Origin of the sequence: Pseudomonas taeanensis MS-3, from assembly GCF_000498575.2 — a bacterium.
GTDB lineage: Bacteria > Pseudomonadota > Gammaproteobacteria > Pseudomonadales > Pseudomonadaceae > Aquipseudomonas > Aquipseudomonas taeanensis.
On record NZ_AWSQ01000001.1, the window covers coordinates 157,996 to 180,081 of the forward strand.

Sequence of the window (22,086 nt, forward strand, 5' to 3'; positions counted from 1 at the left end):
CTCCTGTATGAATCGATGCGGCAGGCGCCGCGCTCTGTCCCGTACTCATATCGTTAGCCTCTCGATCATTCTTATATTTGTCAGAATCATTGGGCAAAACACTGCATGACGCTGGCAGTGCTCAGGAGGGTGGGTTGAAGACTTCCTCGACGGCGCTAGCAATACCCTCCACGCAGACTCGAAGAATCAACTCGCCCTTCTCGCGGCTGGCGCCGACAGCGGAGGACAAGGTGCCGGGGGCCGGCGTGCGTTCGGGAATAATGGGAAAGACGTCATAGGGCGGGAAGCTGGCTGGCGGGTGATCGACGACCCGCTCCATGTCGACTCGCTCAGGGTAGAGCGCCAACATCAGCGAGGTTTCAAATACCCCGCCATGCTCGATATCCCAGCCGAGAAAACCGTCCGGGTAGAGTTGGGCGATCACTTCTGGATCTTTGATGAAGTCCCAGTAGGACAGCACCACTACCCGGAAGTCGTTGATGCCTGCATAGCGCAGTTCGCGCAATGCCAGATCGATACCCTCGACGATGAACATCGAGTTCTCGTAGTGCCCGTTCATCAGCACCAGGCGGCGCACGCCGTGACGTGCCAACTCACGAATGATGTCCTGAACGCTGTGGGTCAGCGTGGCCCCGTCCAGGCTGGTGGTACCGGGGAAGTGGTTGCCCCCACCGGACTTTTGCTGCGACTTGTAACCGTAATGCAAGGCTGGCATAACCAGCGCATCGATGCGCTGAGCCACACGCTGGCTGACAGCTGTGGGCAGTAGCACATCCACGTCCATGCACATGTGATGGCCGTGCTGCTCAAGCGCGCCGACCGGCAGGAACAACACCCGCTCACCACCGGCAATAGAGGCTTCGTACTCCTTCCATGTGAGCTCGCCTACAAAGACACTTTTATTCATTGTTTCTGCCCTCTAACGAATCTGCCATTGTGCAGGATCGTTGCTGCGCCATCTGTCCGCCGAAGAGATCAGGTCTCTGACCTAGGTGCGGAGGAAACTGAAGGAGTGCGATAGCTTCATCCGGAAGTACGGCATGCCAGGTAGCGGCGATCCACGAACACAGGCGCCGACATGCACCAGCCCCTACTGTCCACGGGCTCCGAATGAAGTCCCAGCGAAACCAATTGCCACCTGTATTCACGCTGCTGCCTCCTGGCCTGGCGGCCTAGGTACGAGACAATGGCCGTAGCGCAGCGGTGCTTTCCCCCGCTGCGCTACGGCCTGGCATTACTTGCGGATGATGTTGTGCTCCGGGCCGTACGGGAACTTGGTGATGTTCTCCGAACCCTGCTCATTGACGATCAGGATGTCGTGCTCGCGGTAACCGCCCGCGCCCGGACGCCCTTCCGGCAGCATGATCATCGGCTCGATGGAGACCACCATGCCTGGCTCGAGAACTGTGTCGATGTCTTCACGCAGTTCCAGACCGGCTTCGCGACCGTAGTAGTGGCTGAGGGTACCGAACGAGTGGCCGTAGCCGAAAGTGCGGTACTGCAGCAGGTCGTGCTGCAGGAAGATCTCGTTCAGCTCGTGGGCGATATCGCTGCAGCGCATGCCCGGTTTGATCAGCTTGAGACCGGCTTCGTGCACTTCGACGTTGGCTTCCCACAGACGCAGGTGTTCGTCGGAGCAATGGTCGAGGAACAGGGTGCGCTCGAGCGCGGTGTAGTAACCGGCGATCATCGGGAAGCAGTTCAGGCTGAGGATGTCGCCCTTGTTCACCTTGCGGCTGGTCACCGGGTTGTGCGCGCCGTCGGTGTTGATGCCGGACTGGAACCAGGTCCAGGTGTCCATCAGCTCGCCTTCTGGGAAGGTGCGCGCGATTTCGCGAACCATCGCCTGAGTGGCGTGCAGCGCTACTTCGTATTCAGGTACCTGATCACGCAGGGCTTCAATCACTGCTGCACCACCGATGTCGGCAATGCGTGCGCCGTGACGAATGATCGCGTGCTCCTCGGCGGACTTGACCAGGCGCATCTTCATGCAAGGAGCGGCGACGTCGACCAGCTCGGCGGACGGATAGCGCGCGGCCAGCTTGTCGCGGTTCTGCAGGTTCAGGTGATCGAACTCGATACCGATACGCCCGGCTTTAGGCGCAGCCTGCTGGATGGCGACGAAGAAGTTATCGCGCTGCCAGTCGGAGTAAACGATGTTGTCGGTGCCGACGGTACGGCGCCAGGGCTGGCCACCGTCGATGTTGGCAGTGATGGTTACTACGTCATCCTGGGTCACTACCACTGCATAGGGGCGACCGAAGGCGCAGTAGACGAAGTCGGTGTAATAGTTGACGTTGTGATACGAAGTGAAGATCGCCGCGTCGATATTTTCTGCCGCCATGTGGGCGCGCAGCTTGGCCTGGCGAGTGGCGTATTCCTGCGCCGAGAAGGTCGATTTTACTTTCTGGCCGTTTTGGATCCGGAGCGTCTGGGGCATTTGCATGGCGAGAACCCTTGTTGTTTTCCAGTGACTCGACACACCGGCTTGGTGGGTCGTTGGAATCCATTGCACCAGATGCCGACGCTCAACTTTTGTACGATTCCGACCTGTACTTGGTCATATTCGCTCCCTCCGTCTGTCGCCAAAGTCGCCCGGACGATCGTGCTGCCAGCCCCGACAGCACGCCAACACGCAAGGCCCAGGAGGCCGCCGGCGAAGCTCATTCACCCCGCAGGATCAGTGCAGACTCAGCATCCCACTCAGCAAAAACATGCTGGCCACTGCGTATGCCGAGCTGGTCGTAATCGGCATGCATTTTCTGCACCTGCAGCTCGAGCCCACCCACGGCCTCGAGATGGATGTTGACCATGGAGCCGATGAACTCCTCCCCCACCACGGTACAAGCCAGGCGGTTGGGCCGGCTCGACTGCGCGCAGAGGTCTACATGTTCGGCGCTCAGGCAAACAGTGACCTGATCGCCAGGGACGACCGTCTTGCCGTCCGGCAGCCGTGCCTGAAACTCGCCATGCTCCGAGCTGAGATTAACCAGGCCTGCATCGTCGAAACCCGTGACGCTGCCGGTGAGGATGTTCTTACCGCCGACGAACTCGGCGACAAAGCGGTTATGCGGCTCGCGGAAAACCTCCTGCGGCGAGCCGATCTGCTCGACCCGCCCGCGACTCATGATCACCACACGATCGGCCATGGCGAAGGCTTCGGACTGACTGTGGGTGACGTAGACGAAAGTGATGCCAAGATCCTTCTGCAGCCCGGTCAACACGCTCTGCATGCGTACGCTCAGGTTGGCATCGAGTGCACTCAGCGGCTCGTCGAGCAGCAGGATCGGCGGCTCGGTAACCAGCGAACGGGCCAGCGCCACGCGTTGTTTCTGGCCGCCTGAGAGCTGGCTAATGTCGCGCTCGGCGAACTCCTCCAGGTCCAGCCGCCCGAGCCAATGCAACGCCTTCTTGCGCCGCTCGGCCTTGGCCATGCCGCGCATCTTCAGGCCGAACTCGACGTTCTCGATTACGTTGAGAAACGGGAACAGCGCCAGGTTCTGCCACACCAGCGGAGTCTCCCGCTCCCAGGAGTAGAGGTCATTGATCCGCTCGCCCTTCAGGCGTATCTCGCCGTCGCTCGGCTTCTCCAGGCCCGCGAGCATGCGCAGCGTCGTCGTCTTGCCGCAGCCGCTGGAGCCCATGATCGCGACAAACTCGCCCTCGTAGATCTCCAGATTCATGCATTCGACGGCTTGGAAGCTGCCGAAGTGCTTGACCACGTTGTCAAATACCACCAGCGGTTGAGTCATGGCTGAAATCCTTCGGATTCGGGTGTTTGGCGGGAGGCTGTCAGGCGTCCGTCGGCTTCTGCCGGCGCATCAGCAACAGCTGGGCGACGACCACCAGGGTCATGGTGGTAATGAAGACGATAGTGCCGATCGCGTTGATGGTCGGGCTCACCTGCCCTTGCAATGTGTTGAGGATGCGCACTGGCACCGTCTCGTTGAGCCCCGAAACGAACCAGGCGACGGCGAACTCATCGAAGGAAACGGCCATGGTCACAAACAGCGCGGAGAAGATGCTCGGTGCCGCGAACGGCAGGATCACATGGCGCATGGCCTTCCATTGACTGGCGCCGAGGTTCCACGCAGCCGCCTCGATGTTTGCATCCATCTGCGCCAAGCGCATGCGGATGACCGCCATGGCGAACGGCGTGCACATCACGATGTGGCTGATCATCACCGAGTGGAGATCGCCGGAGAGGCCGACCCGCGACAAGAACGCCAGCATCGCCAGCCCCATGATCACCACCGGAATGGTCGGCGGCAGCAGCGCGAGCGCCATGTAGATGGACTTGCCAAAGAAGTGATAGCGAAAGTCGGTATAGGCCGCCGTGAAACCCAGCAGGGTCGACACCAGCGACACCACCACCCCCACCACCAGGCTGTTTCTGAACGCCTCCCACACCGACGAGTCGGCGGCAATGGCCTCGTACCAGCGCAGACTGAAGCCACCCAACGGTAAGGACGGGAAGCGGTCGACGTTGAACGAAAAGACAAAGCTGCCGGCGATCGGCGTAAAGATGAAGATGAACACCAGCACGACGTAACTGCGCAGCAAGAAGTTGATCAGGCGATGCTCATTCATGCGCGCCTCCGGTAAGCGAAGCTGATCGAAGCGAAGGCTGTGATCAGTAACGTCACTATCATCATCGTGGCGATCACCGCCGCGCGTGGCCACTGCTGACCCGACTTGGTGGTGTCGGTAATCAGCGTACTCAAGGTCGGCGGCTGGCCACCGCCCAGGTAGAGCGGGCTGACGAAGTCGCCGAAGGTCAGGATGAAGCAGAACAGCGCCGCGACGACGATACCGATTCGCGCCGTCGGCACCACCACCTGGAACACCGTTCGCACGCGCCCACAGCCGAGGTTGTGCGCCGCCTCGATCAACGAGCGGTCGATGTACATCAGACTGAACAACTGCAGCAGCACCACCAGTGGCAGGCACAGCGTGAAGTAGCCGACATAGGTGCCGAACGTGGAGTTCAGCATCGGAAACGGCCCCAGCCCGAACTGGCCGAACGCCGCGTTAAGGATGCCGTTGTCGCTGAGGAATACCTGCCATGAGTAGGTGCGCACCAGATAGCTGGTGAAGAATGGCGTAACCAGCAATAGCACAATCAGCTGTTTGAGCGATTCGCGGAACTTGAAGGCGATCGTATAGGCGCAGGGGAAGGCCACCAAGCTCACCAGCACAGTGGCCCCCGCCGCCATGCCGAGCGTGTGTAGATAGGCGTCCCAGAAGAACCCGCGACTGAGCATATAGCTCCAGTTCAGCCACTCGAACGTCGGCACCATCCGATAGTTGCGCACGATCCAGAAGCTGATCGCCACCAGGAACGCCAGCGGAAAGACGAAGAAAATCAGCTGCCAGACCAGGATCGGCATCGAGAGACTGAGGCCGTACCAAGGCAGGCGGAAGGTTTTCTTGCCGACACCGGCTGACATGGGCGGCTTCGCGCCGCTCATGTCAGCCGGTGTCGGCGGGTCATGCCTATTGCTTGAAGCCATTACGACCACCCCGCCGCTTATCGTCAGGCACTCTTGTATTCCGACCAGAAGTCGTTCCACTGCTCCAGACTCTGCTGGACCGGGAGCTCACGGTACTGGATGCGACCGTCGCGGATATCATCCATGACGTTGCGCTGGCCGATCACCATACTCTGGCGTTGAGCTTCGACGGGATCGACCTTATTCAGCAGCTCCCAGCCCTTCTTGCTCGGAATCAGCGCAGGGTAGGCGGCCATCTTCGCTGACTTGACCTGGCCTTCCGGCGCAGTGATGTACTGGATGAACTTCTTCGCCAGCTCGGGACTGTGCGCGTTCTTGGCGATGCAGTAGGACTCGGTCCATTGCAATCCACCTTCTTCCGGCACCACCGTCTTAACCGGCGCGCCGGAACGTTGCAGGACGCCGGTGATCCAGTCGCCGATGCCGCACATCGCATGGATCTGACCGTTCTTCAGCGATGAGAAGGTGCCGCCGTAATCGAAGAAACCGCCGATCTGCGGACGCAAGCTCATGATTTTCTCCTGGACGGCTTGCCAATGCGCCTCATCGATATCGTACGGGCGCGAATTGCCGTTGAGCAGACTGATCTGCCCCAGGTTCGGCAGGTGCCAGTCGAAATGCCCGACCTTGCCCTTGAGGCTTTCGTCCCAGAACACGTCATAGCTGCGCACCTTGGCCTCGGAAACCAGCTGGGTGTTGTAGGCGATGCCGAGAAAGCCAAAGCGGATCAGTACGGAGTACAGCTGGCCGTCCTGCCAGTGCCCGGGAAACTTCTGGAATTCGGGGAAGAAGTCGTCGAAAGGGTAATCGGCGGGGTCGAGCCGCTCGATGAAGCCGCCGGCGTTGAGTTGCTGCACGTATTCGGCGTCAGACAGAATCAGGTCAAAGGTGCCGGGCGGGGACTGCGAAATCAGTCCCAGCATGTTGTCGCCGCCCGTATAGTACTTGGCCTTTACCTTGACCCCGAACTGGCGTTCGAAGTCGCCGACGATATCCTGCTCGGCGTGCCCGGCCCACGCCAGGATGACCAGCTCTTTGTCCGCTGCGGCAAAGCTTCTCAGGGGCAAGACTCCAGCCAGGGCCGCGCTACCCGCCAGGAGACCGGTGGTCTTCAGAAACGTGCGTCGTGAAAGGTCGATGCGATTTTTCATTATTGCCTCACCTCGATGATGGAAAGGTGCTTCTGTCCTTGTAGCTCTGCCACTTGCTCTTCCACCGCGCTGCAACTTAAAGCTTAGTTACTGGAGTGCCGCGCGGATGAAATCGAGCAGCCCGACTCACGGCCCAGGATTGCGGCGTGGCATCGGCGCTGCACGGGATTGCGACAACGAGTTGCGACGTCATGTACCGGGGTCGGATCTACTCGACGGAACGCAACACGCATTCATCCCCACTTACGGATAGTGGTTTCCTCAGGACAGCCTGGGGCTGCCGTACGCGCGGCCGTAGCCGCAGGAGCAATACAGAAATCGCTGCAAGAGTTGGCGTTGAGGTGAGGAGAAAAGATCGCCGCATCAATATTTTCTGCCGCCCTGTGGGCGCACAGCTTGAACTGGCGAGCGGCGTATTCCTCGGCCGAGAAAGTCGAATTGATTTTCTGGCCGCTCTGAATGCGAAGCATCGTGGACATGTGCATGGCGAGAATTCTTATAGTTATATCGTGACTCGGCACACTGATTTGGCAGGTGGCTGAAATCATTCGAACAGATGCCGGCACTCAACTTTTGTACATTTCCGACCCGAAGATGGCCATACGCGACCCCAAAATCGCCACCCAGAACGCCTGAAAACCCGAATCAGAGACAAAAAAAGGCCCGAGCCGTGCTGCCACACGGTCGGGCCTGAAGGTGGTGTCTGGGCTGTTGACGGTGGAATCAGTGCAGCGCGGCCAGGCACAAGCGCGGTTTGTTCAAACGCTCACTACGCGGCGCGATGCCGAAATACTCGCGATAGCACTTGGAAAAATTCGGCGACGAGCGAAAGCCGCAGTTCGACGCCACATCGAGGATCGGCAGCGCGGTCTGCTTGAGCAGCTGGCGGGCGCGGATCAGACGCAGCTTCAGGTAGTACCGCGACGGCGAACAACACAGGTACTCACGAAACAGGCGCTCGAGCTGGCGCCGTGACAGCTCGATGAAACTGGCCAGGACGTCGAGATCCAGCGGCTCCTCCAGGTTGTTCTCCATCAGCACCAGCGCCTCCTGCAACTTCGGCTGCGAGCAGCCCAAGGCCTGATGCAGTGGCATCTGCGCCGTCGGCTCGGCCTGCAACCCTTGGTAACCCAGGGTGTCACGGATGGCGGCGAGCAACTGCGGGCCATGACTGCGGCCGATCAACTGCAGCATCATCTGCAATCCGGCGGTGCCACCGACGGCGGTATAACGGTCGCGATCGAGCACATAGGCTTCAGTGCCGCCGACGACCCGTGGAAACGCCTCACGCAGATCCACCCGGTATTCCCAGCTCACGCTGCAACCGTAGCCGTCGAGCAAACCGGCTTGCGCCAGCACCCAGCTGCCGGAGCCCAGCGCGCCCAGGTGCACGCCCCCGCTAGCCTGGCTCTGCAACCAACGGGTCTGCTCCGGATCGGAGCGATACTGGCCGCCCTCGCCACCGCAGAGCAGCAACGCATCCAAGGTTGATGCCCCTTGCGCGGCCGCGTCCGGGGTCACCTGCATGCCGTTGCTGGCCCGCACCGGGCGACCGCCCAATGTCAGGGTCTGCCAGCGATAGAGCGTGCGCCCCGAAAGCTGGTTGGCCAGGCGCAGAGGCTCGGTGGCCGCCGCCAGGGCAATCAGGCTGAAGTGGTCGACTAGCAGGAAGCCAATCGACTCCAGTACATGCTCGGCTGGCGGCTGCAGGGCCTCGAAAGCAGACATGGTTGCCTCTCCTCGGTCAAGGCTTGGCGCCGAGACCTGAGCGGGCCCGGCGCGCACTGCAGGCCTTTGAAAAATGTAGCGCGCGATGACTAGGCAAGGCGAAATCAGCCGAGAAAGCGCAGTGTACGAGTTGTACATGAGCACTTTGAGACGCCGCGTCCCGGGCTGATTTCAACGCTGCATAGTCGAGCGCAGTAGTTTTTCAACGGTCTGCAAGACAGTTAGGTTCACCCCACGATGTCGTTGGGCTCTTTGCGAGGATGATTGTCTGCCGAGGAGCGGGGCCGGGGCTGTCTAACTCCGACCCAAAAATGTACTCAGCCACCGCGCCAGGCTCGGCCCGACAGCCCACGCCTAAACGGATGGCCGCCTGTTCCGGCGTGGTTTTCGAGGCTAGCGAAGCGGGCCAGCGAACAGGCTTGCCGAGAACGCCGTCCGGCTCGGTGCATACCGGAAACCGCAGTCCCGGCGACGGGGCTCAAGACTGCGGCGTGGCGGCCCTCCTCGCCGCGTCCACTCAGCATCAAAAGGCCAGACACAGTGCTACCACGCCCTGCTATCCAGGCCCCGGCCAGGCGAGGCCTGGATTAACCTGGACAGGCCGCAAACACCTGCCCATCGATGGCGACAGGCAGGCGCTGGATGCTCACACCTTGAACTGCCCGACCACCGCCTGCAGTTCGCTGGCCATGCGCGTCAGGTCCGCACTGGCGGTGGCGGTCTCTTCGGCGCCTTCGGCGGTCTGGTTGGTCATGCCACTGATCTTGACGATGTTGCTGTTGATTTCCTCCGCCACCGCGCCCTGCTGCTCCGACGCGCTGGCGATCTGGGACGACATTTCGTTGATTTGCTCGACCGCCTGAGTAATGGCCTCAAGCGCAATGCCGGCCTGTGTCGCGAATTGCACGGTGGAACCGACCTGCTCCCGGCTGCGCTCCATGACCTCTACCGCCAAGCGCGAGCGCACTTGCAGCTGCGCGATCATTTCATTGATTTCGTTGGTTGATTGCTGGGTGCGTCCCGCCAGGGCACGCACTTCATCCGCCACCACCGCAAAACCGCGGCCCTGCTCGCCGGCCCGCGCCGCCTCGATTGCCGCATTCAGGGCCAGCAGGTTGGTCTGATCGGCGATGCCTTTGATCACGTCGAGCACGGCGCTGATGGTCTCGCTGTGCTGCTCCACCTCACCAATCGTTTGCGCCGACTCCTCCACCGCCTCGGTCAGCTTATTGATCTGCTCGATGGTCTGCTGCACGACCCGGCTACCGTCGCTCGCCTGCTCGCTTGCGTCACCGGCCGAACTGGAGGTGTGGGAAATACTCACGGCTATCTGCTGAGCGGTCGTGGCCATCTCGTTCATCGCCGTGGCCACCTGTTCGGTCTCCTTGCGCTGTTCCTGAATGGTCTGGCTGGTCTGGCTGGTGACCACCGACATTTGTTCCGCCGCCGAGGCCAACTGGGCAGTCGTTCCGGAAATGGTGCTGAGCATCTCGAGCAACTTGTGGCGCATGCCATTCATGGCACTGAGCAACTCCCCCACCTCATCCTGACTGTCTATCTCAATGGCCTGAGTCAGGTCGCCCGATGCCGTCACTATGGCCTTGCGAATCGCCTTGACGATGGTGTTGGCCAAGAACCAGCTGACCAGCAGGCCAAGCACAAGGCTTACGGCCGTGATGACACTGAGCAGGAAAATCGCGGCATGCTCGTGTTCCACAGCCCGCTGCGCACTGGTCGCGGTAAAGTGGCTGATCTCCGTCAATAACGTTGTCAGCTCTTTATTCATCGTCGTGGCTTCCTGCTCCACGCTTTGTGCCAGTTGTTCGGCGGCATGCGCCTGACCCTGGTTAAAGGCTGCAAACACCTTATGGGCATGCTCCACAAATTCCTTGTGTTCTATTTCAATACGCTTCAGTGCATTGCCGACCGACTCGAACTCTTTACGCGCCTCTAACGAAGCACTGTTCATTGCCGCTGCGGCTATGGTTTCGCCTTCGATGATTTCACGTTCGATGCGCTCGGTGCCGGCATCGAATGTCTTTATCGCTTGACGAAAAAGAGCGGGCGCATCTTCCTTCTGCTGCAGAATGGCCCCGTAATACAAGGCGCGTTCAAACTGGATGGTCTGCTGCAGCTGATGCGTGGTAATCGCGGTCACTTTCTCCGTGAGCGGAATATCCTGCTTAGCGATTGCTGACAATTCAGTGCCTATGCTCATCATGGCGTAAATGGCATAACCACTACTCAGCATCAGCAGGGCCAGGAGAATCCCGGAATTTCCGACCAACTTGGTCCTTAACGACAAATTATTCAGCATATTTTTCATTGCCAACTCCCCCAACAACTCTTGTTTTATTCTGAGTGGCAGCACTGGCGTGCCAATACTGCCGGGTAACGGCTGGGCATATATCAATCAGTCTGTCGAAGCGCGCGACTTGCCTAGCCGGCACTTCTAGCGGCGCCGCTATCACAAGTCTATTGAGACTATCGCTGCTTACCGGGCTGGCTGGCGATCCGCTGCAATGGACAATTTGCGGGCAACGGACGGCAACTATTCGGCACTGACAGTTATGCCCTATACGACGTTGATCTCATCGATGCGACTGGGACATGTTTGAGTACCTGTTGCAGGGTTGGATTTTCCTTACCTCGATTGGGCCGCTCACCCATCACTGCCAGACGACCGCCGGCAGACCTATACAGCCGATAAACCTCCATTAGTTAAGGTTCTCCCTCGCGAGCGGACTCCCTGAGGGGCAAACAATGAATGGGGACAGCGTGCATGCGTCGTCATCACCCGGCAGCGAAACGCCGTCCCATTCAGGCTTTATCGGCACTGAATAGGACTGCCTTGAATACCGGGGATCTTCCTTTATTAATCTGCTGATAGTGTTCTGCAGCGCATGGCCAATACTGAGCCCACGCCGGATAGACCGGAATTGCAGAGGGTTCAGTTCAACAAACCGTCCATTCAAGGCGCCCATCGGGAGCCGGTACCTGCCAGCACGACACACGCTGTACGCCTTTGACGCCCTGCTCCAGGGGCGCGGATACTCCGAGCCGATATATCCACAGTGCACGGCAGAGCCTTCTGCTGCATGCCCAGCAGAGACTGAAGTGACGTCCATGATCGGTCGTGTAATGAGGGCTGCCCTGCCCAATATAGAAGAGGGGTGTTTCGGGATGGAGACGAGCATGGGCTGATCTTTTTGTTCTTATTCTTCAGCTCACCATAGGCACGATGGTGCCAAGCCGCAAGCGCAGCCTGCTTCAGGACGCTCAGGAAGAACGCGCCACGCCACCTTTTTCCTGCCCCCCGCACAGCCCTGTGTGGCAGCCGCATGGCTATCGAGCCAAAGCAACTCACTGTGTTCGGCCTCACGCAGCGCAGGCGGATAAATGTGTATATCGAGCAGCAAAAAGATCTCGCCTCGGACGAAAATCCGTAGTCCATCCGACGTAAAGTAACGCCCTATACGCCTGCCCAGCTCCGGGCCACCAGGCGCACGGCCAGAAGGACTTCGAGATGACCGACCCGACCCAACAATTCGCCAGCGACAACTACTCCGGCATCTGTCCGGAAGCCTGGGCCGCCATGGCCGAGGCCAATCACGGCCACGACCGCGCCTACGGCGACGACCAGTGGACCGCACGCGCTGCCGACCACTTCCGCCAGTTGTTCGAGACCGACTGCGAGGTGTTCTTCGCCTTCAACGGCACTGCGGCCAACTCCCTGGCTCTGGCCGCCCTGTGCCAGAGCTACCACAGCGTGATCTGCTCGGAGACCGCCCACGTCGAGACCGACGAATGCGGCGCTCCGGAGTTCTTCTCCAACGGTTCCAAGCTGCTGCTGGCGCAGACCGAGAACGGCAAGCTGACCCCGGCGGCGATTCGCGAGATCGCCAGCAAGCGCCAGGACATCCACTACCCGAAACCGCGGGTGGTCACCCTGACCCAGGCCACCGAAGTCGGCACGGCCTACCGCCCCGAAGAAATCCGCGCGATCAGCGAAACCTGTCGCGAACTGGGCCTCAATCTGCACATGGACGGCGCGCGATTCTCCAATGCCTGCGCCTTTCTCGACTGCACACCGGCCGAACTGACCTGGAAGGCCGGTGTCGACGTGCTGTGCTTCGGCGGCACCAAGAACGGCATGGCGGTGGGCGAGGCGATCCTGTTCTTCAACAAGGCCCTGGCCGAGGACTTCGACTACCGCTGCAAGCAGGCCGGTCAGCTGGCCTCGAAGATGCGCTACCTCTCTGCTCCCTGGGTCGGCCTATTGCAGAACGACGCCTGGCTGTACTACGCCAATCACGCCAACCGCTGCGCGCAACTGCTCGCCGAGCTGGTCAACGACGTGCCGGGGGTCAGCCTGATGTTCCCGGTGGAGGCCAACGGGGTGTTCCTGCAGATGTCCGAGCCGGCCCTGGAAGCCCTGCGCAACAAGGGCTGGCGCTTCTACACCTTCATCGGCGCCGGCGGCGCACGCTTCATGTGTTCCTGGGATACCCAGGAAGAGCGCGTCAGGGAGCTGGCGGCGGATATTCGCCAAGTGATGCTCGCAAGCTGAGTTCACCCGGCCGTCCTACGAGCGCCGGCTCAGGCCACCCTGCCAGAGCCGCCGCAACCTCTGTTGACCCAGATCAATACCCTGGACCCGTCAGGCGCCTAGCGTGGAACTCATCACGTAGGGCGCGCCTCCCTGCTCGCCCGAGTGGAGGAGGTGACTCATGTCCGCCACACAGTCCGTGCCAAGGCTCGTCTGTTCACTCACGGCCGCACTGCTACTCACTAGCTGGACGTACAGCGTCTTCAGCGCGCCAGCACCCGCCGACCCTTACGACACCCGCCTGATGGACCTTGCACCCGTCCCGGCAACCCTCGGCGGCGAACGTCATGGCGGACCTTTTGCCCTGGGGGATGCGCTCAGCTTGGACGCGGTGCTGCAGCCGCTGGACCCGGCAGCGGTGAAGACCGTGCGCCTCGACGCCACGCACAAGATCATCGAAATCGCCCCTGGGGTGCATTTCAGTGCCTGGACCTTCGGCGACCAAGTGCCCGGCCCGACCATCCGCGCGCGGGTGGGCGACCGGATCAAGTTCAGCATGACCAACCGCAGCGACGAGCCGGTCCCCGCCGCGCAGATCACCGCCGCGCCGATGATGCACTCGATGGACTTCCACGCCGCCATGGTTTCGCCGCAGGATAAATACCGTTCGATTGCACCGGGGCAAACCATCGAGTTCGAGTTCACCCTCAACTACCCGGGCATCTTCATGTACCACTGCGGCACGCCGATGATCCTCGAACACATCGCCTCGGGCATGTACGGCGCGCTGATCGTCGAGCCGCGTGCCGGCTACCCCACCCAGGTCGACCGCGAGTACGTGATCGTGCAGAGCGAGTTCTACCTCAAGCCCGACCCGGCCCAGCGCAAGGTCGATGGCGCACCGCTATACGTGCTCGACGGCGAGCGGCTGCGTGCCGCGCAACCGAACCATACGGTGTTCAACGGCACGCATAACGGCATGGTGGCCCGGCCACTGCCCGCCAAGCCGGGTGAACGGGTGCGCCTGCATGTACTCAACGTCGGCCCGAGCAAGACCTCCAGCTTTCACGTGGTCGGCACCATCTTCGACCGGGTCTGGCTCGAGGGTAACCCGGACAATCAGTTGCGCGGCGCGCAAACGGTACTGCTCGGTTCATCCAACAGCGCCACCGTGGAGTTCATGATTCCCGAGGCCGGCTCCTACATCATGGTCGACCACCACTTCGCCAACGCGTCCCAGGGCGCCATCGGGCTGATCTCCAGCGAAGCCAACTTCGACAGCAAGGATCTCGAGCACCACAATCTGCCTGCCTCGGCCACCCCGAGCGAGCCGGATGCCGTGGCCGGCAAGCTCGATTTCGAGAGCAAATGCCTGGCCTGCCACTCGATCGGCGGCGGGCGCAAACTCGGCCCCGACCTCGCCGGCGTGACCCGCCGACGTAGCGATGCCTGGTTGACGCGCTGGCTCAAGGAGCCGGAAAAAATGCTCGCAGACGATGCGCCAGCCAACGCTATGCTGAAAGAGTACGGCAACCTGCCAATGCCCAACCAGAACCTCAGCGACACGCAGATTCAGCAGTACCTCCAGTACTTTCATTGGCTTGATGCACAGCCCACAGCCCGCCCAGCGGCACCCGCGCAACACTGACCGGCGTTGCGCACGGCCCCCTGACCGCCTAGCGAGGGTCACCGAACATGAAGAGCAGTGAATCACTTTACCAACAGGCACTCGAGCAGCTGCAACGGCTGATCGACGAAGCCGGCGCGCGGGCCATGGCGGAACCCCATGCGGCGGCGCTCGCCACGGCGGATAGCCAGGCCCGTCCATCCGTGCGCACGGTCTACATCGTGGCCGTCGAGGCCGAAGGCCTGCTGTTCTTCGCCAACCGCAACAGCGGCAAAGGCCATCAGCTGATCGAAAACCCACGTGCGGCGCTGTGTCTGTTCTGGCCGGTGCTGCAGGAGCAGGCGATCATCGAAGGCGATGTACTCCTGCAGTCCGCTGAAGTCTCGGACTTGTACTGGCACAAACGCGCCCGGGTGGCGCAACTCGCGGCCTGGGCATCCGAACAAGGCGCGCCCGCGCCGAAGAAGCCGGTGCTGCGCCGGGAGGCGCGCCAGTTCGAGCATGACCTGGGTTTCGAGCCGGTGCCGCGCAACCCCGATTGGTGCGCCTTCCGCATCCAGCCCGACCGCATCGAATTCTGGCCGACCGGTTGGCAGCGGATGCGCGAGCGCACCCGCTACCAAAAAGATTCGGACGGTCAGTGGCTGCGCGAAGCGCTCAATCCTTGAGCGGCTATGCTTGATCCTTACCCTGGAGCAGTACGCCGGCCGAGGTTGGCCCTATCCAAACCGCGCAAGGCAGCTGGATAGTACGGAGTCGTACCCTGTACCCCGAGCGGGAACCCGCCTTGCTCCCGCTCACCAGGGCTGCGCAGCTGTTCGCCGCACCCTTCACGACCTCAGTTTGCGCGAAACAGGAGTCAATCCCGCGCCGCGCGACTCGCTTAATAAGGGAGAAAAAACATGAGCGACAACTTTGATCCACGACGCCGCCAGGTGCTACTGGGCAGCGCCGTGGCCCTCGCCTCGACCAGCCTGCTCGGCCTCAGCCCGCTTAGCCTGGCCGCCGATATGGCCCTGCCGGATTACGTCAACTGGAAGACCCCCGAGGCGCTGATCGTGCACAGTGCCAACACCCTGGAAACCAAACGCGACGCCATCGGCACCAGCATAGTGACGTCCAACGAGCAGCTGTTCATCCGCAACAATCTACCGCCACCACCGCCGTCCATAGTCGCCGATCGCGATGCCTGGACGGTCGCCTTCAAGGGCGTGAAAAACCCACGCAGCATCAGCCTCGGTGAGCTCAAGACCCTCGGAGTCACCACCGTCGCCACTGTGCTGCAGTGCTCGGGTAACGGCCGGGCGTTCTTCGACCACGAAACCAGCGGCACGCAATGGGCGACCGGCGCAGCCGGCTGCGTATTGTGGAGCGGCGTGCCGCTGAAAACCGTGGTCGATGCCATGGGTGGCAGCCTCGGCGACCTCCCCTACATCACCAGCACCGGCGGCGAAGAGCTACCCGCCGGCCTCGACCCGAAGAGCCTGGTGGTCGAGCGCTCGGTGCCCCTGCGCGCACTGGACCAGGCCATCCTTGCCTGGGAGCTGAACGGCGAACCGCTGCCGCTGGCCCATGGTGGCCCGCTGCGCCTGGTGGTGCCGGGCTACTACGGGGTGAATAACGTCAAATACGTCAAACAGGTGGCCTTCACTGCCGAACAAACCGACGCCAAGATCCAGGCTTCGGGCTACCGCATCCGTCCGGTTGGTCAGGGCGGCGCACCGGATCAACCGTCGATGTGGGAAATGAACGTGAAGTCCTGGATCACCCAGCCACTTGAACAGGCCAAGGCCGGACGAGTGCGCATCCAGGGCGTGGCGTTTGGCGGGGCCAAGGAAGTGAAAAACGTCGAGGTGTCGCTGGATGGCGGCAAGAGCTGGCAAGCGGCCCCCTTCGTTGGCCCGAGCCTGGGCCCATACGCCTGGCGTCCCTTCGTGCTGATCGTCGACCTAAAACCTGGCGACTACCGCCTGGTGAGTCGGGCGAGCGATGTCGAGGGTAACGCTCAACCAGAAGAAGAACTGGTCAACGAACGTGGTTATGGTCATAACGGTTGGAGGGATCATGGAGTCAGCATTGCGATTGTCTAAGGCCTCAGGACTGGCGCTGGGCCTCGCCCTGAGCGGCCTGCTCGGCACGGTTCAAGCGGGCGAAGCCGCCACGGATGACGCCCGCTACCAGCTGGGGCGCAAGGTGTTCACCGAGCAGGCGCAACCCTCCTGCACGATCTGTCACACCCTGCAGGACGCCGGTGCCAGTGGCGCCATCGGCCCCAACCTGGATGAGCTCAAGCCGGCCCCGGAGCGGGTCATGGCCGCGGTACGCGGTGGCGTCGGAGTAATGCCGGCCTTTGCTGACTTGCTCAGTGCCGAGCAGATAGAAGCTGTGGCGCACTATGTGTCGCAGGTCACCCAGCCGTAAGACTCCAGGCTAGAAAGGCGTAACCTGCACGGCCATCGAGACGCCCCGTCTCGATGGCCGTTTTCAAAACCACCCACGCCTGCTGACGCAGAACCCATACCGCCCTGCCTATACTCAACAGCACTCTGAGTAAGGAGGATGTCATGGCCAGCTATTCGGTCGACGCCATACGCACGATTGCCCTGGTCGGTCAGGCCGATAGCGGCAAGACCACGCTGATCGAAGCCCTGCTGCAACGCAGCGGCGCCATCGCCAGCATGGGCTCGCTGGAGCGCGGCGATACGGTCTGCGACTGCGACCCGCTGGAGCGCGAATACCGCCACTCACTGACCTCGGCGCTGGCCCATTGCAGCCACGCAGACGCCGAACTCAACCTGATCGACACCCCCGGCTACCCGGACTTCATCGGCCAGACCATCGCCGCCCTGGCGGCGGTGGAAACCGCGCTGGTGGTGGTCAACGCGCAGAGCGGCATCGAGCTGAACACCCGAAGGATGATGGACCTGGCCGGCGAACGCGGCTTGTGCCGGCTGCTGGTGGTAAACAAGATCGACGCCGAACGGGTCGAGCTGCCCGCCCTGCTCGCCGATCTGCGCGAGGCGTTCGGCAAGCAGGTGCTGCCCATCAACCTGCCCAGCGACGGCGCCAGTCGGGTGGTCGACTGTTTCTTCAACCCCAGCGGCGACAGCGACTTCGCCTCGGTGACCGAGGCGCACCAGGCCCTGATTGATCAGGTGGTCGAAGTCGACGAAGCGCTGATGGCGCGCTACCTGGAACAGGGCGAAATCGACCCGCACGAATTGCACGCGCCCTTCGAGCGCGCCCTGCGCGAGGGCCATCTGATTCCCCTGTGCTTCGTCTCGGCGCGCAGCGGCGCCGGGGTCGGCGAGCTGCTGGATATTCTCGCGCGGCTGGCGCCCAACCCGAGCGAGGGCAACCCGCCGCTGTTCTTCAAGGGAGAAGGCGCGGCGGCCAAGCCCTTCCGCTCCACCCCCGACCCGCAACGGCATGTGCTGGCTCACGTGTTCAAGGTGATGATCGACCCCTTCGTCGGCAAGCTCGGCATCTTCCGCGTGCACCAGGGCACGCTGCAGCGTGACATGCAGCTGTTGGTCGGCGATGCCAAGAAACCGTTCAAGGTCGGTCACCTGCTGCGCCTGCAGGGCAAGCGCTACGACGAGGTGACCCAGCTGATCCCCGGCGACTTCGGCGCCGTAAGCAAGGTCGAGGAGATCGAGTTCGACGCGGTGCTGCACGACTCGCATGACGAGGACCAGATCCACCTCAAGCCGCTGGCCTTCCCCGAACCGATGCAGGGCCTGGCCATCGAGGCCAAGCGCCGCGGCGACGAACAACGCATCGCCGAGGTGCTGCACCGCCTGCTGGCCGAAGACCCCTGCGTCAAACTCGATTACCAGGCCGACACCCAGGAGACCGTGTTGCGCGGCATGGGCGATCTGCACCTGCGCTACCTGCTCGACCGCCTGACCAGCAGCTACAAACTCGACGTACAGACCCAGCCACCGCGCGTGCCCTACCGCGAGACCATCACCCGCACGGCCGAGGGCCACTGCCGGCACAAGAAGCAGAGCGGCGGCGCCGGTCAGTTCGGCGAAGTGTTCCTGCGCGTCGAACCCTTGCCACGCGGTAGCGGCTTCAGCTTTGTCGACACGGTGAAAGGCGGGGTGATCCCTTCGCAGTTCATCCCCTCGGTGGAGAAAGGCGTGCGCTCGGTGCTGCAGCGCGGCCCCCTGGCCGGCTTCCCGGTCGAGGACCTGCAAGTCACGGTGTATGACGGCAAGAGCCATTCGGTCGATTCCAAGGACATCGCCTTCCAGGCCGCCGGGCGCAAGGCCATGCTCGACGCCCTGAAGGCGGCCGGCGCTATCGTCCTGGAACCGATCGCCAGCATCGACATCAGCACCCCCGAAGGCAAACTCGGCGACATCACCAGCGACCTGACCGGCCGTCGTGGCCAGGTGCTCGGCAGCGAGTCGCTGGACCAGGGCATGGTGTTGATCCATGGCCAGGTGCCCATGGCCGAGCTGGACGACTACGGCGGCCGACTCAAATCCATCACCGCCGGCCAGGGCGGCTTCAACCTGCAGCACAGCCATTACAGCGCCGTGCCGGCAGAGGTGCAGCAGCGCCTCGCCGGGGCCTACAAGGCGGTGCAGGAAGAGGATTGAAGCGAGGTCGAGCAGCACTCAGTCCGTACGGAAGCAGCCCACCAGCTTGTTCAACTCGCTGGATATTTGCGTCAGCGAGTGCGTGCTGGTTTTAGACACGCTGGATACTTCGCTAATACGACCGGCATCGCTGTGAATATCAGCGATATGGCGGTTGATGTCTTCGGCCACCGCATGTTGTTCCTCGGCTGCGGTGGCAATCTGGGTGTTCATGTCCTTGATCGTCGTGACCGCCTCGCGCACGCCAGCAAATGCTTCTTCCACCTGAGCGGTAAAAGCCACCGACTCGTTTGATTGCACTAGGCTGTGCTGCATATCCAGGGCCACGCTCTGGCTGCTGGTGACCAGTTTGTGGAGCAAACCGTTGATCTGCTCGGTCGAATCGGAGGTTCGCTTGGCCAAAGCGCGAACTTCATCGGCCACCACGGCAAAACCACGTCCTTGATCACCTGCACGCGCGGCCTCGATGGCGGCATTGAGCGCCAACAGGTTGGTCTGCTCGGCAATACCGCGAATGGTGTCGAGAATGGCGGTGATGTCCTGGGTATTCTGCTCCAGTTGGCTGATCGACTCAGATGCCTGACGAATACGCTCACCCAGGCTGCTGACCTGGCTGACCATGAGGCCGATGACTTGCTGCCCTTTATGCGCCTGATCCTGGCCATGCTGAGCGGCTTCAGCGGCGCGATTACAGTTCATGGCCACTTCATTGGCCGTGGCGACCATTTCATGGAACGCAGTAGACACCATGTCCACGGCCATCGACTGGCGTTGTGCTGAAGCGTCTAGCTGGTCGGCCTGCGTCCCTATATCCATAGCCTCCCGCTCGACTTGCAGGCTGGAAGCGCGAATCTCCTTGATCAGGTTCTGGATACTGCCGACAAAACTATTGAAACCCTTGGCCATTTGCGCGGTTTCATCATTGCCCTTGACCTCCAATCGTCGCGTCAGGTCTGCCTCACCGCTGGCGATATCGCGCAAGCCCGCCGAGGTATTGTTGATCGGCGCAATCAGCACTTTGGACAGTGCTACGCCGCACAGCCCAAAAATCACCACCAGAGCACCGCCGAGAAGCGTGATCACCCACACCAGATGCCAGGCACCGGCGCTGATTTCGCTGCTTTCGATCAGGCCGATATAGGTCCAGCCCAGTGTGGGCGATTTATAGACACTGGCGTTGTAGTCTTTGCCTTCCAGCTGCACGCTATAAAAGCCTGCCGGCTGGCTGGCGAGAAACTTGTACCCATCACCCAGGCTAGCCAATGCTTTGAAGTTGTATGTGGGGTGCATAGGGTCAGCCAATACTGTGCCGTCACCTTCCACCAGTACCAGATAACCCTTGTCGCCAAATCGGACATTCTTGGCCACTTCTGTCAGTTTGTTCAGCGAGACATCCAGAGAGATAACACCTGCTCCGCCATCGGCATCGATAAAGGTCTGCGTGGTGGAAATGATGACGGCGTTCGCTTCTTTGAACTCGTAAGCCTGAGTACGAACAGGCTTGCCATTGCCAGTAAGCGCGGCCTTGAACCAGGGGCGTTCGCGGGGATCGTAGTTGGCGCGAAGCTCAGACACTGGCCATTGCAGATAATGCCCCTGGCTAGTAGACGCATACACAAAGGAGTAACTGGGGTGCGTCTTGCCAAACTGCTCGAATAGCTCATAGATTGCAACGCCAGCCCCACTGGCAGGGGGTGACATTTGCGTTGCCTGCGGTTTGTCCATATAGCTGGGAAGGCTGCTATCGGCGGACTTCAACAGCCGAGTCTGAGTCAATAGCGTGACGTTTTCTGCGGCGCTTTCAAGGAATAAAGAGAATGCATTGTCCACTTCTTGAATCTGCTTAACACTGCTCTGATTGAACTGCGTGCGCTCCCGCTCCATGGCCTGACTGGTGACAAACAGCGTAATAATCAGCACAGGAATCAAGGTCACGCCAATAAAGGCGGCTATCAGTTTGAAGCGAATAGTCATACATCCCTCTGCTTTATTATTTGTGTCGCCCGGGAAGACTTACAAACATAAGCTTTGTGGGAATACCGACAATTGCCTGAAATCGACCTGAAATTGTATGAATTCACCCTATCAATCCCGAATCAATATCCAACTAAAGGGGTCGAACTAAAGGAACTAAAGAACTAAAGGGGTCGGAGTGATTTATTTTTAATCACTCCGACCCCTTTAAAAATGGAGGTGCAGCAGCGCCTCGCCGGGGCCTACAAGGCGGTGCAGGAAGAGGATTGAAGCGAGGTCGAGCAGGACAAGCTGCGCTGTACGCGCCAATCAACTGTCGGCATACGCGAACAGGGGAATGCCGTCCCGATGCAGTCATTCACAGAAGCGAGTGGGCACGTAAATGTTGACCACCCTAGACAGCGCCCGAGCGCGTAGGCTGGAAACCGCGGAGCGTTTTCCAGCAACTCTTAGCCGGGTTACCTTGCTTGATTTTAGAGGAGACTCAGCATGGACCGATTCACGGGCGGTTGCCTTTGCGGCAACGTCCGAATTGTGGCCTCTGGACGCCCATACCGGGTCGGCCTTTGCCACTGTCTCGATTGCCGCAAGCACCATGGGGCTCTTTTTCACGCTTCCGCGGTGTTCCCTCAGGATGCGGTGAGCATCGATGGCGAAACACACGACTACGCCGGGCGGTTTTTCTGCCCGCGCTGCGGCTCGTCGGTTTTCGCACGCAACGCAGACGAAATCGAAGTGAACCTCGGTTCCCTGGATGCCCCTGATCAACTGATGCCAACCTACGAACTCTGGATAACCCGCCGCGAAGCCTGGCTACCGGCGTTTCCGCTGACCAGACGATACGAGCGCGATCGTGACGCCACGCGGCGCTTTGAGGAGTAGGTGGCACGAACGCTGCGAAAGCGCCATTAGAAGGTGACCGAAATGCTTGCCT

Annotated in this window: 16 protein-coding genes and 2 pseudogenes; 7 read left to right on the top strand and 11 right to left on the bottom strand. The window is 61.1% G+C overall.

Annotated elements, in window-relative coordinates:
* Window positions 1-121: 121 nt before the first annotated feature.
* From TMS3_RS00680 to TMS3_RS00720, 9 genes are all read right to left on the bottom strand, one after another.
* Entirely contained in the window at window positions 122-907 is a 786-nt protein-coding gene (locus tag TMS3_RS00680) for a creatininase (protein WP_025163308.1), read from the bottom strand.
* Between the two features lie 327 nt (window positions 908-1,234).
* Complete coding sequence (locus TMS3_RS00685) at window positions 1,235-2,446, bottom strand: M24 family metallopeptidase (RefSeq protein WP_025163309.1); 1,212 nt, start codon at window positions 2,444-2,446, stop codon at window positions 1,235-1,237.
* A 217-nt stretch (window positions 2,447-2,663) separates the two neighbouring features.
* A complete protein-coding gene (locus TMS3_RS00690; protein WP_025163310.1) occupies window positions 2,664-3,752 on the bottom strand; it encodes an ABC transporter ATP-binding protein in 1,089 nt (362 codons plus the stop codon).
* 40 nt (window positions 3,753-3,792) lie between these two features.
* Window positions 3,793-4,590: an ABC transporter permease gene (locus TMS3_RS00695; RefSeq protein ID WP_025163311.1), complete on the bottom strand. Its 798-nt coding sequence runs from the start codon at window positions 4,588-4,590 to the stop codon at window positions 3,793-3,795.
* A complete protein-coding gene (locus TMS3_RS00700; RefSeq protein ID WP_025163312.1) occupies window positions 4,587-5,450 on the bottom strand; it encodes an ABC transporter permease in 864 nt (287 codons plus the stop codon). The genes TMS3_RS00695 and TMS3_RS00700 overlap by 4 nt, the downstream gene beginning before the upstream one ends.
* A gap of 86 nt (window positions 5,451-5,536) precedes the next feature.
* The gene (locus TMS3_RS00705; protein WP_025163313.1) at window positions 5,537-6,664 is read right to left on the bottom strand and encodes an extracellular solute-binding protein; all 1,128 of its coding nucleotides are present in this window, start codon (window positions 6,662-6,664) and stop codon (window positions 5,537-5,539) included.
* A gap of 233 nt (window positions 6,665-6,897) precedes the next feature.
* On the bottom strand, window positions 6,898-7,149 hold the full coding sequence (locus tag TMS3_RS00710) for a hypothetical protein (protein WP_025163314.1): 252 nt from the start codon (window positions 7,147-7,149) through the stop codon (window positions 6,898-6,900).
* A 238-nt stretch (window positions 7,150-7,387) separates the two neighbouring features.
* Entirely contained in the window at window positions 7,388-8,392 is a 1,005-nt protein-coding gene (locus tag TMS3_RS00715; protein ID WP_025163315.1) for a GlxA family transcriptional regulator, read from the bottom strand.
* A gap of 646 nt (window positions 8,393-9,038) precedes the next feature.
* Window positions 9,039-10,718 carry a methyl-accepting chemotaxis protein gene (locus tag TMS3_RS00720; RefSeq protein WP_029866029.1) on the bottom strand — a complete coding sequence of 560 codons (1,680 nt, stop codon included), beginning with the start codon at window positions 10,716-10,718 and terminating at the stop codon, window positions 9,039-9,041.
* 1,200 nt (window positions 10,719-11,918) lie between these two features.
* Between TMS3_RS00720 and TMS3_RS00725 the strand changes: the two genes are divergently transcribed.
* The 6 genes from TMS3_RS00725 (at window position 11,919) to fusA (ending at window position 19,178) form a co-directional block, all read left to right on the top strand.
* Window positions 11,919-12,962 (top strand): threonine aldolase family protein, encoded by a 1,044-nt coding sequence (locus TMS3_RS00725; protein WP_025163317.1) that lies wholly within the window; start codon window positions 11,919-11,921, stop codon window positions 12,960-12,962.
* A gap of 160 nt (window positions 12,963-13,122) precedes the next feature.
* Window positions 13,123-14,589, top strand: a complete 1,467-nt coding sequence (locus TMS3_RS00730) for a multicopper oxidase domain-containing protein (protein WP_025163318.1) — start codon at window positions 13,123-13,125, stop codon at window positions 14,587-14,589.
* A 47-nt stretch (window positions 14,590-14,636) separates the two neighbouring features.
* Entirely contained in the window at window positions 14,637-15,236 is a 600-nt protein-coding gene (locus tag TMS3_RS00735; protein ID WP_025163319.1) for a pyridoxine/pyridoxamine 5'-phosphate oxidase, read from the top strand.
* Window positions 15,237-15,470: 234 nt separating this feature from the next.
* Entirely contained in the window at window positions 15,471-16,658 is a 1,188-nt protein-coding gene (gene sorT, locus TMS3_RS00740) for a SorT family sulfite dehydrogenase catalytic subunit (protein WP_025163320.1), read from the top strand.
* Window positions 16,633-16,989 carry a SorU family sulfite dehydrogenase c-type cytochrome subunit gene (sorU, locus tag TMS3_RS00745; protein WP_029866030.1) on the top strand — a complete coding sequence of 119 codons (357 nt, stop codon included), beginning with the start codon at window positions 16,633-16,635 and terminating at the stop codon, window positions 16,987-16,989. The genes sorT and sorU overlap by 26 nt, the downstream gene beginning before the upstream one ends.
* A 143-nt stretch (window positions 16,990-17,132) precedes the next feature.
* Window positions 17,133-19,178 (top strand): elongation factor G, encoded by a 2,046-nt coding sequence (fusA, locus tag TMS3_RS00750; protein WP_025163322.1) that lies wholly within the window; start codon window positions 17,133-17,135, stop codon window positions 19,176-19,178.
* Between the two features lie 140 nt (window positions 19,179-19,318).
* On the opposite strand, the pseudogene TMS3_RS25830 reads toward fusA, so the two are convergent.
* Together TMS3_RS25830 and TMS3_RS25835 are read right to left on the bottom strand one after the other, a co-directional pair.
* Window positions 19,319-20,084, bottom strand: a pseudogene (locus TMS3_RS25830) (methyl-accepting chemotaxis protein); the annotation flags it as partial.
* A pseudogene (locus TMS3_RS25835) lies at window positions 20,058-21,152 on the bottom strand (cache domain-containing protein); the annotation flags it as partial. The pseudogenes TMS3_RS25835 and TMS3_RS25830, both read right to left, overlap by 27 nt.
* 489 nt (window positions 21,153-21,641) lie before the next feature.
* On the opposite strand from TMS3_RS25835, the gene TMS3_RS00760 reads away from it, so the two are divergent.
* Window positions 21,642-22,034, top strand: a complete 393-nt coding sequence (locus tag TMS3_RS00760; protein ID WP_025163324.1) for a GFA family protein — start codon at window positions 21,642-21,644, stop codon at window positions 22,032-22,034.
* The last annotated feature ends 52 nt before the right edge of the window (window positions 22,035-22,086 follow it).

What these genes read in the sequence shown, in the direction of transcription:
- TMS3_RS00680 (WP_025163308.1), bottom strand. Translation starts at nt 907, where the DNA reads ATGAATAAAAGTGTCTTTGTAGGCGAGCTCACATGGAAGGAGTACGAA.
- TMS3_RS00685 (WP_025163309.1), bottom strand. Translation starts at nt 2,446, where the DNA reads ATGCAAATGCCCCAGACGCTCCGGATCCAAAACGGCCAGAAAGTAAAA.
- TMS3_RS00690 (WP_025163310.1), bottom strand. Translation starts at nt 3,752, where the DNA reads ATGACTCAACCGCTGGTGGTATTTGACAACGTGGTCAAGCACTTCGGC.
- TMS3_RS00695 (WP_025163311.1), bottom strand. Translation starts at nt 4,590, where the DNA reads ATGAATGAGCATCGCCTGATCAACTTCTTGCTGCGCAGTTACGTCGTG.
- TMS3_RS00700 (WP_025163312.1), bottom strand. Translation starts at nt 5,450, where the DNA reads ATGTCAGCCGGTGTCGGCAAGAAAACCTTCCGCCTGCCTTGGTACGGC.
- TMS3_RS00705 (WP_025163313.1), bottom strand. Translation starts at nt 6,664, where the DNA reads ATGAAAAATCGCATCGACCTTTCACGACGCACGTTTCTGAAGACCACC.
- TMS3_RS00710 (WP_025163314.1), bottom strand. Translation starts at nt 7,149, where the DNA reads ATGCACATGTCCACGATGCTTCGCATTCAGAGCGGCCAGAAAATCAAT.
- TMS3_RS00715 (WP_025163315.1), bottom strand. Translation starts at nt 8,392, where the DNA reads ATGTCTGCTTTCGAGGCCCTGCAGCCGCCAGCCGAGCATGTACTGGAG.
- TMS3_RS00720 (WP_029866029.1), bottom strand. Translation starts at nt 10,718, where the DNA reads ATGAAAAATATGCTGAATAATTTGTCGTTAAGGACCAAGTTGGTCGGA.
- TMS3_RS00725 (WP_025163317.1), top strand. Translation starts at nt 11,919, where the DNA reads ATGACCGACCCGACCCAACAATTCGCCAGCGACAACTACTCCGGCATC.
- TMS3_RS00730 (WP_025163318.1), top strand. Translation starts at nt 13,123, where the DNA reads ATGTCCGCCACACAGTCCGTGCCAAGGCTCGTCTGTTCACTCACGGCC.
- TMS3_RS00735 (WP_025163319.1), top strand. Translation starts at nt 14,637, where the DNA reads ATGAAGAGCAGTGAATCACTTTACCAACAGGCACTCGAGCAGCTGCAA.
- sorT (WP_025163320.1), top strand. Translation starts at nt 15,471, where the DNA reads ATGAGCGACAACTTTGATCCACGACGCCGCCAGGTGCTACTGGGCAGC.
- sorU (WP_029866030.1), top strand. Translation starts at nt 16,633, where the DNA reads ATGGAGTCAGCATTGCGATTGTCTAAGGCCTCAGGACTGGCGCTGGGC.
- fusA (WP_025163322.1), top strand. Translation starts at nt 17,133, where the DNA reads ATGGCCAGCTATTCGGTCGACGCCATACGCACGATTGCCCTGGTCGGT.
- TMS3_RS00760 (WP_025163324.1), top strand. Translation starts at nt 21,642, where the DNA reads ATGGACCGATTCACGGGCGGTTGCCTTTGCGGCAACGTCCGAATTGTG.